Below are 15,045 nucleotides of genomic sequence, written 5' to 3'. Positions count from 1 at the left end.
TACATCACTCTTTACGGCTCAGAAGTCAACGAAATATCCGAGAATAATGTGCCGAAAACGGGGCGGTATTTCTCAAAAAAAATTGTATCAATCCGACGATACTCCTCCTCCGAAATGATGCCCTCTTTAAGCATTGTTCGGGCAATGCTCATGGTGGTTTGGTACAGCTTTTCGTTTCGGAATTCATCCTTACGCATTATTGCCACCAGCCTTGAAACGGTCGGCGATATAGCAGGCGTGGCTGCAGTATTTCCTTCGCTTATCCCCGTAAACGTGGAACTCCTTACCACAGTACAGGCATTTGAAATGATAGACCGCTTTTCGCTTCACCTGGTCAAGATGGCTGTTCCACCAGGCGTTGCGGCATTTGTCACAGCAAAAGCGTTTTTTCTTCTGCTTTGCTATCTGCCGGATAGGCCGCCCGCAGTTCTCACAATAGGTCGTCTCGCCTGTATATGTCAGGGCAGGTTCAACAGAGGAATTGCTGCTGATATCGTTCCTGCGGCAGAAGGATTTTACAGTATTCAGCGATATGCCAAGCGACTTGGCAATTTTCCCGTATCCGTTTCCGGCCGCGCGGAGTTTTATGATTTGTGCTTTCTGATGATCGGTCATCATCCTTCGGCTCCTTCCAAGGGAGCGGTCTTGTTGTATCTCCCTCACTGGCTACCGAAAAATTCAACCCCATCGTTATGGCACATAAAAAACAGCCCGCAGGCTCTCCGAAGAGATGCCTGTGGGTCGTTTTGTCAAATAAAAACCAGTTTTAAACGACACTAAGTGTTGTATTACTGGTGTGATTTGTGTCACCGATTGGCAGCCATTTGTAACAATGTCTGCACATTACTTGGCATATTAAAGACCTCCTTTACGTTTAGATGGATTACAGTCTCAGGGCAAAACTCTATTGACAAGTCGGCTATTCTGTGTTACTATATAGTAGTAATAAGTAATGCAGAATATCAGCTATACAGAATAGCAAGGGGTGATTATGCTGGAAAACCTAACGGAAATGCTCAAAGGTGTGCTTGAGGGCTGCGTACTTGAAATTATAAGCCGCGGTGAAACCTATGGTTACGAGATTACGCGGCGGCTGAACGACCTCGGTTTCACGGACGTTGTGGAAGGAACGGTGTACACCATTCTGGTGAGGCTTGAAAAGAACGGACTCGTAGACATCGAAAAAAAGCCCTCCGACATGGGACCGCCGCGAAAATTCTTTGCGCTCAACGACGCAGGGCATGAAGAGCTGCGAAAGTTCTGGGAAAAATGGGAATTCATCGCGTCGAAAATCAACGAGTTAGAGGAGAGGAAACAATGAATTTTTGGGAAATGATCACAGGCAGCGATATGACGAAAGAACTGAAAGCTTTTGAATTGCGGGCTAAAAAGCTGCCTCCAGATTATCAGGCGGCATGGGAAAAAATAAAGACTAATCTTTGGCCGCACTCGGATTTCACCGGCCGCAACCTTATGCCCATTCTTGACGGTGTGCTCGGCCTGCTCGAAGAAGCAGCGGCGGACGGTCAGAGTGTCAGGGAGGTTTTAGGTGACGATATCAAAGGTTTCTGTTCAGCTCTGGCCGGTGAAGAAGGAGCAAGGTCTTTTCGCGACAAGTGGCGCGAGCAGCTCAACGATAATATTGCTAAGAAATTAGGGAAATAGGAGGACACCATGAGCATACAGGATATTATCGAAGGCAAAAAAGAGTGGCGGGCCCATATGGCGCGTGTCAAAGCGCTCCCGCAGGATTATCAGATTGTTTATAAAGAAATTCAAAAATATCTCTTTAAAGTCGGCCCTGTTGAACTGACCGAAGGTACGGGTCTCCTCTCAGGAATTGTCGATCTTTTTGAAGAGGGCGCGGCGTTGGGAAAAAACGTACTTGAAGTAACGGGCAGTGACGTAGCGGCTTTCTGCGATGATTTAATCAAGGATTCAAAAACTTATGCCGACATTTATCAGGAATCTGTTGACCGGGAAGTGAGCAAGGCCATGAAAAAGGTCACAAATAGAAAAGAGGGCTATCGGGATGGAAAAAGCAATTGAAGCGAAAGGTCTGCGAAAGTCTTTCAAAGACACGGAAATCCTAAAAGGTGTCGATTTTGAAGTGAATCAGGGTGAAATATTCGCCCTGCTCGGTTCTAACGGCGCGGGCAAGACGACGATTGTCAAAATTCTCACCACACTGCTGAAACCGGACGGAGGAACCGCCGTCGTCAACGGCTTTGATGTTACGGCAAAGCCTGACTGTGTGCGGCAGTCGATCAGTCTGACCGGGCAGTTTGCCGCCGTGGACGAAATCCTGACCGGACGGGAAAATCTGATTATGATTGCCAGACTGTGGCACCTCGCCAATTCGCGTCAGGTTGCGGCCGATTTACTGAGTAGGTTTGGCCTGAGCGACGCCGCCGACCGCAGGGTTTCCACTTATTCGGGCGGTATGCGCCGCAGGCTCGACATTGCCATGAGCCTGATTGGGAAACCGCAGGTTATTTTTCTCGACGAGCCGACTACCGGTCTTGACCCGGAGGCGCGTATCGAGGTTTGGAAGACGGTTAAAGAGCTTGCTGACGGCGGCACGACGGTGTTTTTGACCACGCAATATTTGGAGGAAGCCGAGCAGCTTGCCGACCGTATCGCTATTTTGCATGAGGGCAGGATTATCGTGAGCGGTACGCTTGAAGAACTGAAAAAGCGGTTCCCGCCCGCGAAGGTGGAGTATGTGGAAAAGCAACCGACGCTCGAGGAAATCTTCCTCGCAATCGTCGGCAAGAAGGAGGGGAATTGACAATGAGCAAACACTTTTTCAGTGACTTAGGTGTGATGCTCGGACGTTCCATGCGCCATATTACCCGCAGCATGGACACCATCATCACGGTCTGCCTCACGCCGATCGCAATGATGCTGCTGTTCGTCTACGTGCTCGGCGGCGCGATTCAGGCCGGCACGGACAACTATGTAAATTATCTGCTGCCCGGCATCCTGCTGATGGCCATCGCGAGCGGCATCTCCTACACGGCTTTTCGCCTGTTTACGGATATGCAGAGCGGCATCTTCGAGCGGTTCCACTCCATGCCGATCGCGCGTTCCGCCGCTCTGTGGGGGCATGTGCTGACATCCCTGATATCCAACGCGATTTCGGTCATCGTCATCATTCTCGTGGCGCTCGTGATGGGCTTTCGCTCCCCGGCGGGAGTATTGTCATGGCTTGCCGTAGCCGGGATCCTCGCGCTTGTGATACTGGCACTGACCTGGATCGCGGTGATCCCCGGGCTGACCGCAAAATCGGTGGACGGCGCGAGCGCTTTTTCCTATCCGCTGATCTTCCTGCCGTTCATCAGCTCGGCGTTTGTGCCGACCGAATCGATGCCGGGGCCCGTCCGCGCCTTTGCCGAAAACCAGCCGGTGACCTCGATCGTGGACGCCATCCGCGCGTTATTGTCTAATCAGCCTGTCGGCAATGACATTTGGGTCGCGCTCGCGTGGTGCGTGGGTATTCTCATTGTCGCGTATGTTTTCGCAATGCTGATTTATAAACGAAAAGCAGCATAACAATTGGATCGATAAGCAATGTATATTGGAGGATTTGATGACCAAGGCCCGATATTTTATTGGCCGGATAGTCCATTGAAGCCTATTTTCAGCTATCTACATCTTTCCATGGTCAGAGCAATCCGCCGGAAAGCCAGCCCAGTTTCGACTCATGTGCGTAAAAATAAGGAAATCATCGTACTCAAGCGGGGGTCCCTAAACCCTTAGATGCAACAATAAGGCACCCAACATTTAAATTGATGCCGGGTGCCCTACCTTTCAAACGCCGATTTTGCTCGGGAATCTCTGTGTCATAAAAACGCCTTGAAGCGCTCAATCCTTTTCGTCAGCATAAAGCTGTCCGCACCCGGCACCGATGTCAGAACCGAATTGCATTCTGGTAGCCACGCTGATACGGTTGGAATGCAGAATATCACTGAAGTTTTTAATGGTTTCGTTATTTGAAGCGATAAACTTTCGTGCCGTCTTATCTGTTGCGTTATATGGGATAAGATCAACATGATATAGATAGGACAACGCTCCCCGGCCTAAAATAAGATGCGCTAACGCTTTCGCATGCTCTGCCGAATCATTTACTCCGCTCAGCATAATATAAGCCAAAAACAATCGTCTTTTGGTGTTGGCGACATGCGCATCCAACACATCCATTACTTTATGGAGCGGGTAAGATCGATTGATAGGCATCAGTTCCGAACGTTGTTTTTCAAAGGGCGAGTGCAGCGAAAAGGCTAAATTCACCTGAGGGAAATCGCGGGTCAGTCGTTTGATCCCAGGTATCATTCCAATCGTCGATATGGTAATGCGTCGCTGGCTTAATCCGAACAAAGACAAGTTTGTTAGGATTTTTAATGCAACAAATAAATTGGGATTGGCGAATGGCTCGCCCATTCCCATAAAAGAAACACTGTTCATTTTATGCCCTGCGAGATAAAAATACAAAATTTGATCTGTTATTTCGTCGGCGGTCATATTACGTTTGCGTCCGATAGCACCGGTTGCACAAAACTTGCAGCCAAACCCACAGCCGCATTGGGATGAGATGCAAAAAGATTCCCATCCTTTTTTATAATGCAAGTCTACTGTTTCGACGCAGTTCCCATCCTTTAATTGAAACAGCACTTTGTCCGCCTGGCTCGATGCCTGGTGTGCGACTGGGACAAGTCTGCAGACAGACGCTCCAATCGCTTCTGCCAAATTTGCTCTTAGTCTTTCCGGCAGCATATACATGGCATGAAAATCAGAAATATGCTGTGTAAAAATCATGTTTATCAATTGCTCATAGCGATAATCCGGAAAATTCATTTCCGATATACATTGCTTCATAACATCATACTTTGAATGAATCATGTAGGCTTTTCTCCTCTTGAATAATAAATTCATCAAGAAGCAAAGCCAGCATGAGCGGCGGTCAGCTTATACTACTCCATACAAAGGCCGCCAGCACAATCTGGCTTTGCATGGAGTTTGTCATGGGTGACGGCTATTTTACAGTTATTCATTATTTCGCTCCTTTTTTTCTATAACTCAACGGTTTTGGTCGCAATATTTTCGCAGAAGGCGCTGTCGTGCTCCACGAACAGAATGGTCGGCTTGTATTCGAGCAGCAGGTTTTCTATCTGCATTCGGGAAAGGACATCAATGTAGTTGAGCGGTTCATCCCAGATATACAGATGTGCCTGCTCACACAGGCTTCTGGCAAGCAGAACCTTCTTTTTCTGTCCCTCGCTGAATTCATCCAGGCGCTTTTCAAACTGCTCCCGGGGAAAATCAAATTTTCGCAGGATGGCTTTGAAAAGACTTTCATCGAGAAGATTACGCTCGATATATTCGCTCAGCGGCCCATTCAGACCTGCTGTGCTTTGGGGAACATAGGAAATTTTCAGCCGTTCGCTTTTTCTTAAAGTGCCGTGATAGGGAATGTTTTCACCGCATATCAGCTTCAGAATGCTGGATTTCCCGGACCCGTTTTTTCCCTGCAGCGCAACCCGGTCTCCCTGCTCTATGGTAAAGCTGATGTTTGAGCAGACGGGGTGGCTGCCATAGACAATGGAAACGCCGGAAAGTTCAAGCAGTTGGCTGGTGTGGTATGGAAGCGGAAAAATCTTCAGATTTTCGGCAGTTTCCAGGTTTTTGAGCAGTTTGGATTTCTCTTGGATCAAATCCTGCTGACGGTTCTCAATGGTTTTGGAACGCTTCATCATTTTCGCTGCTTTATGGCCGACATAGCCCTTATCAAGTTTGCTTCCCGAATTGGTCGAGCCGTTTTTGCTTTTTTCCACACGGTCAGACCATCTGGAAGTCTTTTGTGCGGCGGCTGTTAAACGGCTGATTTCTTTTTTGTGTTTTTCATTTTCCGCCAGTTCAAAGCTGTCCTGCATCTCTTTGTTTTTCCACCAGGAGGAAAAGTTCCCTCTCTGCACCTCGATGTTTGTTTTATTGATCACGAGAATATGGTCGATGCAGTTGTCAAGGAATACCCGGTCATGGGACACCAGAATAAATCCATGTTTCTTATTCAAATAATCGCTCAAGGTTTTTCTGCCCAAAATGTCAAGATGATTCGTCGGCTCATCAATCAGCAAAAAACTATTCTCTTTCAGAAACAAAGCGGCAAGCAGGGCTTTTGTCTGCTCCCCTTTTGAAAGGGTGGAATAGGAGCGATAAAGAAGTTCATCAGACACTTTCAGTAGGGACAGTTCCCGCACAATTTCCCAGTCCTGCGCATTCGGGCTGATTTCATGAATGACATCGATAACAAAAGAGTCAGCGTCCGGCACGGCATAGGGAAAATACTCAAACGTAACGTTGCTGGAAATGGTGCCGCTGTATTCGTATTTTCCCATAAGAAGCTTTAGAAAAGTGGTCTTGCCACGGCCGTTTCGCCCGGTGAATCCAAGCTTCCAATCTGTATCAATCTGAAAGCTTACGTTTTCAAAAATATTGTGAAAGCTTCCTTCATAGGAAAAGGTTAAATTTGAAATATTTATGAGTGACATCAGTCAAAACCTCCGCAATAAAAATATGGGATGCAAGAAAGTTACTTCCTGCACCCCATATTGATTGCGAAGTCGAAGCCGCATAAAGGCGGCAAAACAAGGCTCATATGAGTGAATCGGCATTAAACTTTCTTGCAAACGCACAGCAAAAACATCGGCATAGAGTGTATGCCCGAAGATTCATGCCATGCAAAAAATAGTTAGCAAGAAAATTTAATCACCTTTCCACCTCAAATCTAAAATAATCTTACATTTTATAATACACCAATATGGCGATAAAGTCAATAGTTTGCGCCGGATTTCAGAAAATGTTTAAAAACAAATACAAAAAACAGCCCCTCACCATCCATATTGGACAGCGAGGGGCTGTTTGGCAGTCATATTTACTTTTTCGGCATTTTCAGTTTCTGCCCGGCGTAGATGGTGTCCAAGCTCAGCCCGTTCAACGTCTTGATTTCCTTGTACCTCGTGCCGCTGCCGAGCTTCTTGGAAGCGATGCCCCAGAGGGTGTCGCCCTTGACCACGGTGTAGGTTTCATAGGTTGCCGTGGTTGAAGTGCTTTTCCCGGAAAGAATCTCGTTGACCTTTGCCTGCACGGCGGCATAGTCATGCCCGGCGGCGGTCAGGCGGGTTTTACGCTCCGCGCCGTTGCCCCAGTCACCGCGGATGACTTCCCGCGCCAGCTCGTCCACCGATTTGCTTCCAGACGAGGAAGATGTTCCCGAGCCGCCGTTTTCCAGCAGGCGCTTGACCTCCGCACGGAAGGTGTCCATGGACTTGCCAAACTTCGGAAACCAGTGCATCACGTCGCCATGGTTGCTGGCGATGCCCAACTCATGCCCCTCGCTGTGGCAGATGAGATACGGCCGCTCCGGGCGGATACCGTACTGCCTGCAGAGATATACGCACAGCTCCACGGCTTCCTTGTAGACCGCGTTGAAATACGCGGCGTCGGTCAGATTGTCCTCGCAGATTTCAAAGGAGATGTGCGTGTCATTGCCGGAGCCTTGGAAGCCGCTGCCGCAGTGCCAGCCCCGCATGTTCCACGGCAGCGTCTGGTAAGCGGCGATCGTGCCGTCCGCCAGTTTCCCGATGAAAGCGTGGACGCAGACCTGTCGTCCGCCCGGTTTGTCGGTGTTCCAGTGGTTGTTGTATTGGTTCTTGCCGAGCAGACCGTCGTCCGGGCCCACATAGCGCTTGAGATTGGGATTGTTCGCCCCTGTGGAATGCACCATAATGCCACGGGGCGTGATGGTTCTGCCCGCCTTATAGCAGGCGTTGTTGGTCAGAAGCAGTTTGTGCAGGTTCATGTCATTTGTCCTCCTCGTTGCCGCGGTCGTGGAGCTGTTCCAGAACCGCCTTCAGCTTTTCGGGGATGGGAAGTCCCAGATGCCCCGCGTTTTCGAGTATGCTCACACCCTCGTTGGACAGATAGAAAAAGATGACCGCCGTGCGCACCGCGCCGCCGTCGCCCAGCACCTGGCTGTCGATGATATTTCCAACGCCCACCAGCGCGAAAATGAGCACTTTCTTGGATATGCCCTTGAAGCCGATTTCGCTGGAGAGCTTTTTGTCGGCAACCGCGCACAGCACGCCCGTCAGATAGTCGAGGACGACAAACGCCAGAAGCGCATAGAGAAAGCCGTCCCACCCGCCGAGGAACCAGCCGAGTGCGCCGCCGACTGCGGCCAGCGAGGTCTGGACCCAGACCCAGATTTCCTTCATTGTAAAACCTCCGTTTCTTTGCTTGGTATGTATGAAAAAAGCGCTCCCGCGCAAAGCGGAAACGCTTGAATTTGTGGCTGCTACAGCGACAGAAGCAGTTCGGAAAGCTGATTCATCACCGCCGCCCGCGGTCTGCCCGTGCCGAGTTCCTCCCAGTCCGGTTCCGGAACGGCAAAGCCCGAGTCGGTGCTGTATTGATTGATGAGAGTAATCACCGGCTCCACGGCGGCGCGGATTTCCAGAATGTGAAGCGGCCAGTTTTTCACTTCCGTTCTGCCCGCCGTAATCTCCTCGCTCCATGAAACTGACGAGAGACCATAGTAGTTTCGCACGGTGTTGACGGCGGTGCGAAGCACTGTGATGTGGCTTGCCTTCACCTTGGTTTCATTGGCCGCAACCTCCTCAAAAGGGGACTCCAGTACCGTGAAAGAGCGCACAGCCTCGGCGCTGGACGCTTCAAAGTCGGGATTGACGCACCGTACCGTGAGCGTTTTTGCTCCCGCCGACTGCGTTTCGGCCTTGAACATCACCGCCGCACTGCCGCCGACCGCACCGCTGGGAGAAAACAGGGACGGGTTGTTCACGCCGTCCTGCCAATTTCCCGTGCCGATTTTCACCTGCGCCACCTGTGCGGAGGGCTGTGCGCCGGCAGTCATTAGCACGCGGGGATTCGGGTTGTAGGTGGAGGCACCGTTTTTCGGCGCCGCGATTGTCGGCTCGTCGCAGGCGGCCGCCACACACAGGATGGCGTTGGACACCTGCTCGCTGGAATACACGTCCAGCGTGTCGATGGTCCACAGGCCGTATTTTGTGTAGGTGCCCGGAACATCCGAAGCCGGGACGGTTCGGCTTCCGCCGGAGGCAGACAGGTCGAAGGTCTCCAGCACGTTCCACGCCGTCCACGCCGATCCGTCCGTCGAGGTGCGGCTGGCCAGCATGTAGCCCTTGATGGGGCTGGTGCCGCCGGACGCGCCGCTCCATGAAATGGTCACGGAACCTGTGCTGTAAACGGAAGGCGAAGCGGCCACGCTCGCCGCGGGCTGCGGCGGGGTATTCTTCCTTACGGAATTCGAGGATACCTTCCAGCCAGAATAGTATCCGGAGCCGGCGGAGCCCTGCGTTCGCACCCGGAACCGGCGGTAAGTCCCCCGCTCGGCGGGCGGCGCAACGGATAAACTTCCAGACCCGGAGGAAGAAGAAACGGTGCTCAGCGCCGTCCAGCTGCCCCAGTCGGTGTTGTTGGAAGAATCGCTGTACTGGATTTCAAAGCCGGTGACGGCGTTGTTCGTACCTCCGGTGGCGCCGCTCCACGAAAGCGTCGCATTGCCCTCCGCCACCGTCGGGGAAACGAAACAGGCGGACGGCGCGCCGCAGGCGGTGGTCAGAAGCGGCGAGCTGGTTACGGTATAGCCGGAATTGTCGATTACGCCGGAATTCAAGGTAAGCCGTCCGTCCGACACCACCCGGAATCGCACGCCCTGCGCCGCGTTTCCGCTTGTCGAGGTGCAGGTCACCGTCACAGAACGGTAGCGGGGCGCGGTGCCGTCCCAGTTGTCGTTGTCAGGGGCCTTGATGCGCACCTGCCCGGACGAGCCGTTGACGGTAATGGTGCAGAGCAGGGCGTAGCCGCTGTGGATATAGGAACCGGAGGAGGCCAGCGCCGCCGCAATCGTAAAATGGTAGGTCATCTGGCTGTTGTTCGGCCGGCTTTTCGTATAGGTGATGGTATAGTGAACCGTGGGGCCGCTGCCTGCGTTCAGGGTTACGCCGTTGATATCCGCCACTGTAAATCACCCGCCTTCATTCATAGACCGCCGTAATCAGCGAATTGACCGTGCCGCAAAGGGCGGTATCCAGCCGCCAGTCGATGATTTCCCCGGCGGCAAGGCTGACCGCGCCCGCCGCGACGGCAATATCCGCCAGCGCCAGCTCATAGATGTTGTCGCTCCGGGTCAGCGTGGGCGCTGTGGGAGAAGCCGCCGCCGTTCCCGTCAGCACCGCCGTGGAAATTTGGCGCGCCACCGCGTCCCAGCGGATCACCGCCCGGTCGACGCGGGGATTCACGCCGTCCGCCGCCGCAAGCGTCAGGTTCAGTGTTTCGGTATTCTCATAAGCATAGCCGTTGATCCATGCGCTCCCGGCAAGCACGTTCACCGACAGCCCGCCGCCCGGCGTCACGCGCAGATTGTCGGCATTGACGTAGAAGATGCCGTTTGACACCAGCTTTGCAAAATACCCCGCGAAATCGGCGGCGTCGTACATCCGATCGCCGCCGGTGCTGTTGAAAAATCCGCTTTTCTCCATCGTATCACCCTTCCTGTTTTAATTTTTGAGCCAGCGTGAGCACGCCCCTGCCGAAGGTGATGTCCAGACTCTGCCCGGCGGCGTCATAGCTTTCCTCAATCTCCGTAATGCGGGTGGTAAGCGTCACGCCCCATTTTTTTGACACCACCTTCACGGTCTGCCCGAGGTCAAAATCCGTGCCGTAGGTCAGATTGCCGTGGGGATTGACGGATGCGTCAAAGGACTGCGCCATCGCAAGCTCGCTTAACTTGCTCTGCCCCTGAAAGAGCAGGGCGGCGGTGTATTCGTCCCCGAAATCCTCGGAGCGCAGAGCTTTGGCGTCCACAAATACCTCCCGGCGCTCGGCACCCTCACTTTCTCCGCACACGGCAAAGACGCGCTCCACGCCTTCGCCCTCGCCGCCGACCAGCGCCACGTTGGCATAGTCCGAGGCGCTTTTCGTGAAGGTCTGGGAAGTGAGGTTCTCATATTCCCATGAGAATACCGCCTGCGATGCTGCACCCTTGTACAGCTGAATCGTAAACATGCGGGATTCTGGACTGAACACCGCCTTAATGCCCGCATCCGCCGCTTCGCACAGGCCCGTCGCCGCGTCCATAAGGTTTTTGTAGGAAATCTGCGTGCTGACCGGGTCCGACAGCCCGCCGCCGTCATAGGCTATAAAGTCCATCCGCCGGTCGGTGTTTCCGGGGCTGATGAGGTGGTTGTTGATTAACTGCCCCGTGCAGTCGGCAAGCGTACCGTTTAGAATTTCCGTGTCCCACACAATGCGCCGGGAGAGGTAGGAAACGGCGAACCGCCCGCTGACGGTGATGAGCTCCTTTTCGTCCTGCGAAATTTCCGCATATTCAATCACGCCGGCTTCCTCGCCGCCGCTTTTCCATAGAATGTTCCCCAGCGTCAGCAGGGCAAGATTTTCCGCCGTGGCAATGGCCTTGAGTTCAAAGCTCCCGCACTGGGCATACCGCCTTGTCCAGCGCAGATATTCAAAAGATTCCACCACGCCGGCGGGCCGGCGGTTCGCGTCAAAAACATACAGTTCCATTGAAAATTTACCCCTTTCAAAAAGGGCGGTGCGCGCCAGCGCAGGAAAGCCCTGATTTTTGGCTTTCAAGTCCTTTTTGCTGTGTGAAAAGGCGGCGCATCAGCGCGCATTTTCACACTAAACCCCTAAATACTGCGGGCGGTAGTACAGGCTGACCTCCAGCAGTTCCTTGCCCGCCGCCGCGTCGTAGCGGAGAGTGGTCGTGCCCGGCGAAAGCTGCAGAAAAGTCGATCCGGTGTCCAGCAGACTGAACACGCTGACTTCTTCGCCGCTCTGCACCCGCACCACGCGCTTGCCCGCAAAATGGGTGTAGGCGCGGATTTCCTCGCCGGCGGTCAGGACGGTGTTCAGGCGGACATATTCGCCGGTGGCGGCATCCATCAGTTCCGGATTTGTTACTTCGCCCAGCGCGCGGAACACGATCCGGCACCCGCAGGACACGTCCCCGGGATTTTCCACCGTAATGACCTGGCTGGGCTGGCGGGAGCCGAATTCGATGCCGCCGTCGGGAATTTCCAGCACAAAATGAAACAGCGGCGTCCAGCGCGCCAGCTCCGCACGGACTTCCGAGAGCGCCTCAAAGAAAGGCGATGGACACAGCAGGCTGACAAAAAAGCCCGGCGCGCGCTCCCTGCCCGAGGCAGTGAACCCTGCTTCCTCCACCACGCAGGCGATCTGCCGGTTCCGGTAGGTCAGCGTGCCCTGCTGTTTGGGCGTGAATATCTTCAAAAACTGCCTGCGGTACTCGTAGGCTGTGTTCGGTGTTCCTGCCACAATCGTTCCTTCCAGCGTGATGTTGCGCATATCCAGCGCGGAGGAAATGAAAAAAGCGCCGTCCTGCTGGGGCGCTTGAAAGGTATTGACGGTCTGGCGGACGCTTCCCGCGCCGTCAAGCTTCGTCAGGAAAAACGGCTTTGCCCGCCGCAGCGTCAGTTTATCTCCCGATTCGTTGGTATAGGTCAGTTCCATGCCGTCCCTCCTTTAGTACTCCAGCGCCAGCTTGCGCGAGAGGTTCTTAAACTCTCGGGCAAGCTCCTTTTCGGACAGCGCCTTGGGAGTAACCACCGAGATATTCTGCGTGATGCTCGTTCCCGCGGAAACCGCCCGCCCGGACGCGCCGGCATTTACGGAAAAGCTGCTGGGAATCGCGTTCTGCATCTCACGCGACACGGAAGCCATCGCGTCCTCGAAGCCCACGCCGATGCCTTCGCCCATGTTTCGGCCAAGACCGGCGAACAGCGTCGAGGGCGAATGGATGCCGAAAAAGTCCTTGATGCGGTCCACGATGCCGCCGAAAAAGCCGCTGATTTTGTTCCACAGCCACGCGCTGGCGTCCGAAATGCCCTGCCACAGGCCCTTGATCAGGTTGCCGCCCACCTGCGCCATCTGCCCGATGTACCCGGTGAACGCCCGGACGAGGCCCGCCACGATCTGCGGCACCGCCCTGACGATTGCCACAATGATGGAGGGAAGATTGGCAATCAGCGAAACCAGCAGCCTGACGCCCGCCGTGATGATTTTCCCGGTGTTGCCGGCGAAGGCGTTCGACAGCGCGGCGACAATCTGCGGAATGGCGGCAACGACCGTCGTGATGATGAGCGGCAGGTTCTGAATCAGCGCGATGAGCAGCTTGACGCCCGCTTCCACAATGAGGGGGATGGAAAGGATCAGCGCGTTTACAAGGCCGTCCACAATCTGGGGAATCGCCGCCGTCACCGCTTCGATGATCTGCGGCAAAGCCTGTACAAGGGCGGTCAGCAACAGAATCCCTGCTTGGACAATCTGCGGAATCGAGCCGACCAGAAAATTCACCAGCGCGGTGATGATGGCGGGCAATGCCGCTACCAGCTGCGGAATGGCGTCGAGCAGTCCCTGCGCCAGACCGAGAATGAGCTGCAGCGCCGCTTCCATCAGCATCGGGAGATTGTCAATCAGTCCCTGCACGATGGTGGTGACGGCGTTCACCGCCGCGGGAATCAGTTCCGGCAGGGCCGAGCCGATGCCCTCCACCAGCGCCGTCACCAGCTGCACCGCCGCGTCGATGAGGAGCGGCAGGCTGTCGATGAGAGCGGATACGATGGTCATGACCGCGTCCACCGCCGCGGGAATCAGCTGGGGCAGAAGCGTCAGAAGCGTGTCGAGCACCTGCGTGAACAGGCTGACCACGGTAGACAGCAGCGTGGGGAGCAGTTCTCCCACCGCCTGCAAAATCCCGTCCAGAGCGGCCGGCAGGGCGGCGACGATGTTCTCAATCACCGGCGTAATGTTCTTGACTACATTCTGAAAGGCTTCCACCACATTGCCGATCAGCAGCTGAATATCCGCGTCCGCGTCACCCAGACCTGCCGTCAGGTTGCCGATGGCGGACTGCATCCCGGCGATTGACCCGCTGATGGTTTCGGTTGCTTCCTTTGCCGTCGTCCCCGTAATGCCCATTTCCGTCTGGACCACATGGATGGCCGCGTACACATCGTTTAAATTGCTGATGTCGTATTTCTGACCGGACAGCTTCTCGGCGTCGGCGAGCAGGCGCTCCATCTCGGTTTTTGTGCCGCCGTAGCCGAGTTTTAAATTGTCGAGCATCGTGTAGTTCTGCTTGGCAAAGCCCTGATAGGCATCCTGGATGGAGGAAATGTCCGTGCTCATTTTGTTGGCGTTGTCCGCCATGTCGGTGATCGCCGTGTCCGCGGCCTTGGCCGCCTTGGCGGTGTCGCCGCCGAGAGACTGGATGAGGCTGGCCGAAAAGCTCGTGACCGTTTCCATGTATTCGTTGGCGGACATGCCGGCGGTTTGGAAGGCGTTGGCGGCATAGCTCTGGACGGCCGCGCTGGAATCCTTGAACAGCGTGTCCACGCCGCCCACCAGCTGTTCGTAATCCGCATAAGCGGCGACCACTTCCTTGCCGAGCTTGACGGCGGCGGCACCGGCGGCGACCACGACCGCGCCCATCGCCACACCGACGCCCTTTAAAACGCCGCCCAGCTTTTCAAACTTGGAACCAGACTTTTCCGCCTCGTCGCCGCTTTCCTTGAGTTCGTTCCCTAAATTGTCCGCGCCCTCGGTGGACTGCGAAAGCTCGCGCTCCATCCCGTTGAGTTCCGCCTGCGCCTTGTTCAGCTGAATCTGCCAGTTCTGGGTGCGGCGGTCGTTTTCGCCGAAGGAGTCGGAGGCGTTTTGCAGCGCGGCGCGCAGGGTTTCGATTTTCGCCTTCTGGGCGTCGATCTGCTTATTGAGGACTTCATTCCGGGCGACGGCCGCCTGCACGGATTTGTCCTGTTTGTCAAACTGGCTGGTGACCAGCGTCATTTCCGAGCCGAGCACCTTGAAAGACTGATTGATGTCCGAGAGCGCCTTTTTGAACTCCTTTTCGCCCTCCACGCCGATTTTCAGGCCGAAATTATCCGCCATCCGCCGCTCACC

Annotated in this window: 16 protein-coding genes; 5 read left to right on the top strand and 11 right to left on the bottom strand. The window is 54.4% G+C overall.

What is annotated here, in order from left to right; genetic code table 11:
- Positions 1–11: 11 nt before the first annotated feature.
- Both OP489_RS03485 and OP489_RS03480 read right to left on the bottom strand, forming a co-directional pair.
- Positions 12–197 carry an SHOCT domain-containing protein gene (locus tag OP489_RS03485; RefSeq protein ID WP_266162973.1) on the bottom strand — a complete coding sequence of 62 codons (186 nt, stop codon included), beginning with the start codon at positions 195–197 and terminating at the stop codon, positions 12–14.
- A complete protein-coding gene (locus OP489_RS03480; protein ID WP_266162972.1) occupies positions 190–615 on the bottom strand; it encodes an RNA polymerase subunit sigma-70 in 426 nt (141 codons plus the stop codon). The genes OP489_RS03485 and OP489_RS03480 overlap by 8 nt, the downstream gene beginning before the upstream one ends.
- A 376-nt stretch (positions 616–991) precedes the next feature.
- Between OP489_RS03480 and OP489_RS03475 the strand changes: the two genes are divergently transcribed.
- The 5 genes from OP489_RS03475 to OP489_RS03455 are packed head-to-tail and all read left to right on the top strand — an operon-like array spanning position 992 to position 3,555.
- Positions 992–1,321 carry a PadR family transcriptional regulator gene (locus tag OP489_RS03475; protein WP_323135415.1) on the top strand — a complete coding sequence of 110 codons (330 nt, stop codon included), beginning with the start codon at positions 992–994 and terminating at the stop codon, positions 1,319–1,321.
- Entirely contained in the window at positions 1,318–1,665 is a 348-nt protein-coding gene (locus OP489_RS03470) for a DUF1048 domain-containing protein (RefSeq protein ID WP_266162971.1), read from the top strand. The genes OP489_RS03475 and OP489_RS03470 overlap by 4 nt, the downstream gene beginning before the upstream one ends.
- 9 nt (positions 1,666–1,674) lie before the next feature.
- Positions 1,675–2,049 carry a DUF1048 domain-containing protein gene (locus OP489_RS03465; RefSeq protein ID WP_266162970.1) on the top strand — a complete coding sequence of 125 codons (375 nt, stop codon included), beginning with the start codon at positions 1,675–1,677 and terminating at the stop codon, positions 2,047–2,049.
- Positions 2,033–2,791 (top strand): ABC transporter ATP-binding protein, encoded by a 759-nt coding sequence (locus OP489_RS03460; protein WP_266162969.1) that lies wholly within the window; start codon positions 2,033–2,035, stop codon positions 2,789–2,791. Before OP489_RS03465 ends, OP489_RS03460 begins: the two co-directional genes overlap by 17 nt.
- A gap of 2 nt (positions 2,792–2,793) precedes the next feature.
- Positions 2,794–3,555 carry an ABC transporter permease gene (locus OP489_RS03455; protein ID WP_266162968.1) on the top strand — a complete coding sequence of 254 codons (762 nt, stop codon included), beginning with the start codon at positions 2,794–2,796 and terminating at the stop codon, positions 3,553–3,555.
- A gap of 312 nt (positions 3,556–3,867) precedes the next feature.
- Here OP489_RS03455 and OP489_RS03450 read toward each other — a convergent pair whose 3' ends face one another.
- From OP489_RS03450 to OP489_RS03410, 9 genes are all read right to left on the bottom strand, one after another.
- Entirely contained in the window at positions 3,868–4,902 is a 1,035-nt protein-coding gene (locus OP489_RS03450) for a Cfr family 23S rRNA (adenine(2503)-C(8))-methyltransferase (protein ID WP_266162967.1), read from the bottom strand.
- Between the two features lie 170 nt (positions 4,903–5,072).
- Positions 5,073–6,551, bottom strand: a complete 1,479-nt coding sequence (locus OP489_RS03445; protein WP_266162966.1) for an Lsa family ABC-F type ribosomal protection protein — start codon at positions 6,549–6,551, stop codon at positions 5,073–5,075.
- A 383-nt stretch (positions 6,552–6,934) separates the two neighbouring features.
- Positions 6,935–7,861, bottom strand: a complete 927-nt coding sequence (locus tag OP489_RS03440; protein WP_266162965.1) for an N-acetylmuramoyl-L-alanine amidase — start codon at positions 7,859–7,861, stop codon at positions 6,935–6,937.
- 1 nt (position 7,862) lies between these two features.
- A complete protein-coding gene (locus OP489_RS03435; protein ID WP_266162964.1) occupies positions 7,863–8,276 on the bottom strand; it encodes a phage holin family protein in 414 nt (137 codons plus the stop codon).
- Positions 8,277–8,356: 80 nt separating this feature from the next.
- Positions 8,357–10,060, bottom strand: coding sequence for a hypothetical protein (locus OP489_RS03430; protein WP_266162963.1), 1,704 nt, complete (start codon positions 10,058–10,060; stop codon positions 8,357–8,359).
- 16 nt (positions 10,061–10,076) lie between these two features.
- A complete protein-coding gene (locus OP489_RS03425; RefSeq protein ID WP_266162962.1) occupies positions 10,077–10,580 on the bottom strand; it encodes a hypothetical protein in 504 nt (167 codons plus the stop codon).
- Positions 10,581–10,584: 4 nt separating this feature from the next.
- Entirely contained in the window at positions 10,585–11,625 is a 1,041-nt protein-coding gene (locus OP489_RS03420) for a siphovirus ReqiPepy6 Gp37-like family protein (protein WP_266162961.1), read from the bottom strand.
- A 117-nt stretch (positions 11,626–11,742) separates the two neighbouring features.
- On the bottom strand, positions 11,743–12,594 hold the full coding sequence (locus OP489_RS03415) for a phage tail family protein (RefSeq protein WP_266162960.1): 852 nt from the start codon (positions 12,592–12,594) through the stop codon (positions 11,743–11,745).
- A gap of 12 nt (positions 12,595–12,606) precedes the next feature.
- A complete protein-coding gene (locus OP489_RS03410) occupies positions 12,607–15,033 on the bottom strand; it encodes a phage tail protein (protein ID WP_266162959.1) in 2,427 nt (808 codons plus the stop codon).
- Positions 15,034–15,045: the final 12 nt, after the last annotated feature.

The organism is Caproicibacterium sp. BJN0003, from assembly GCF_026314295.1.
Lineage (GTDB): Bacteria > Bacillota > Clostridia > Oscillospirales > Acutalibacteraceae > Caproicibacterium.
Note: the sequence above shows the minus strand (reverse complement) of the source record. Positions and strands in the feature narration are given on the sequence as shown.

Bases quoted from the DNA above. Each gene is read 5' to 3' on its own strand.
- OP489_RS03485 (WP_266162973.1), bottom strand. From the start codon at position 197: ATGCGTAAGGATGAATTCCGAAACGAAAAGCTGTACCAAACCACCATG.
- OP489_RS03480 (WP_266162972.1), bottom strand. From the start codon at position 615: ATGACCGATCATCAGAAAGCACAAATCATAAAACTCCGCGCGGCCGGA.
- OP489_RS03475 (WP_323135415.1), top strand. From the start codon at position 992: ATGCTGGAAAACCTAACGGAAATGCTCAAAGGTGTGCTTGAGGGCTGC.
- OP489_RS03470 (WP_266162971.1), top strand. From the start codon at position 1,318: ATGAATTTTTGGGAAATGATCACAGGCAGCGATATGACGAAAGAACTG.
- OP489_RS03465 (WP_266162970.1), top strand. From the start codon at position 1,675: ATGAGCATACAGGATATTATCGAAGGCAAAAAAGAGTGGCGGGCCCAT.
- OP489_RS03460 (WP_266162969.1), top strand. From the start codon at position 2,033: ATGGAAAAAGCAATTGAAGCGAAAGGTCTGCGAAAGTCTTTCAAAGAC.
- OP489_RS03455 (WP_266162968.1), top strand. From the start codon at position 2,794: ATGAGCAAACACTTTTTCAGTGACTTAGGTGTGATGCTCGGACGTTCC.
- OP489_RS03450 (WP_266162967.1), bottom strand. From the start codon at position 4,902: ATGATTCATTCAAAGTATGATGTTATGAAGCAATGTATATCGGAAATG.
- OP489_RS03445 (WP_266162966.1), bottom strand. From the start codon at position 6,551: ATGTCACTCATAAATATTTCAAATTTAACCTTTTCCTATGAAGGAAGC.
- OP489_RS03440 (WP_266162965.1), bottom strand. From the start codon at position 7,861: ATGAACCTGCACAAACTGCTTCTGACCAACAACGCCTGCTATAAGGCG.
- OP489_RS03435 (WP_266162964.1), bottom strand. From the start codon at position 8,276: ATGAAGGAAATCTGGGTCTGGGTCCAGACCTCGCTGGCCGCAGTCGGC.
- OP489_RS03425 (WP_266162962.1), bottom strand. From the start codon at position 10,580: ATGGAGAAAAGCGGATTTTTCAACAGCACCGGCGGCGATCGGATGTAC.
- OP489_RS03420 (WP_266162961.1), bottom strand. From the start codon at position 11,625: ATGGAACTGTATGTTTTTGACGCGAACCGCCGGCCCGCCGGCGTGGTG.
- OP489_RS03415 (WP_266162960.1), bottom strand. From the start codon at position 12,594: ATGGAACTGACCTATACCAACGAATCGGGAGATAAACTGACGCTGCGG.
- OP489_RS03410 (WP_266162959.1), bottom strand. From the start codon at position 15,033: ATGGCGGATAATTTCGGCCTGAAAATCGGCGTGGAGGGCGAAAAGGAG.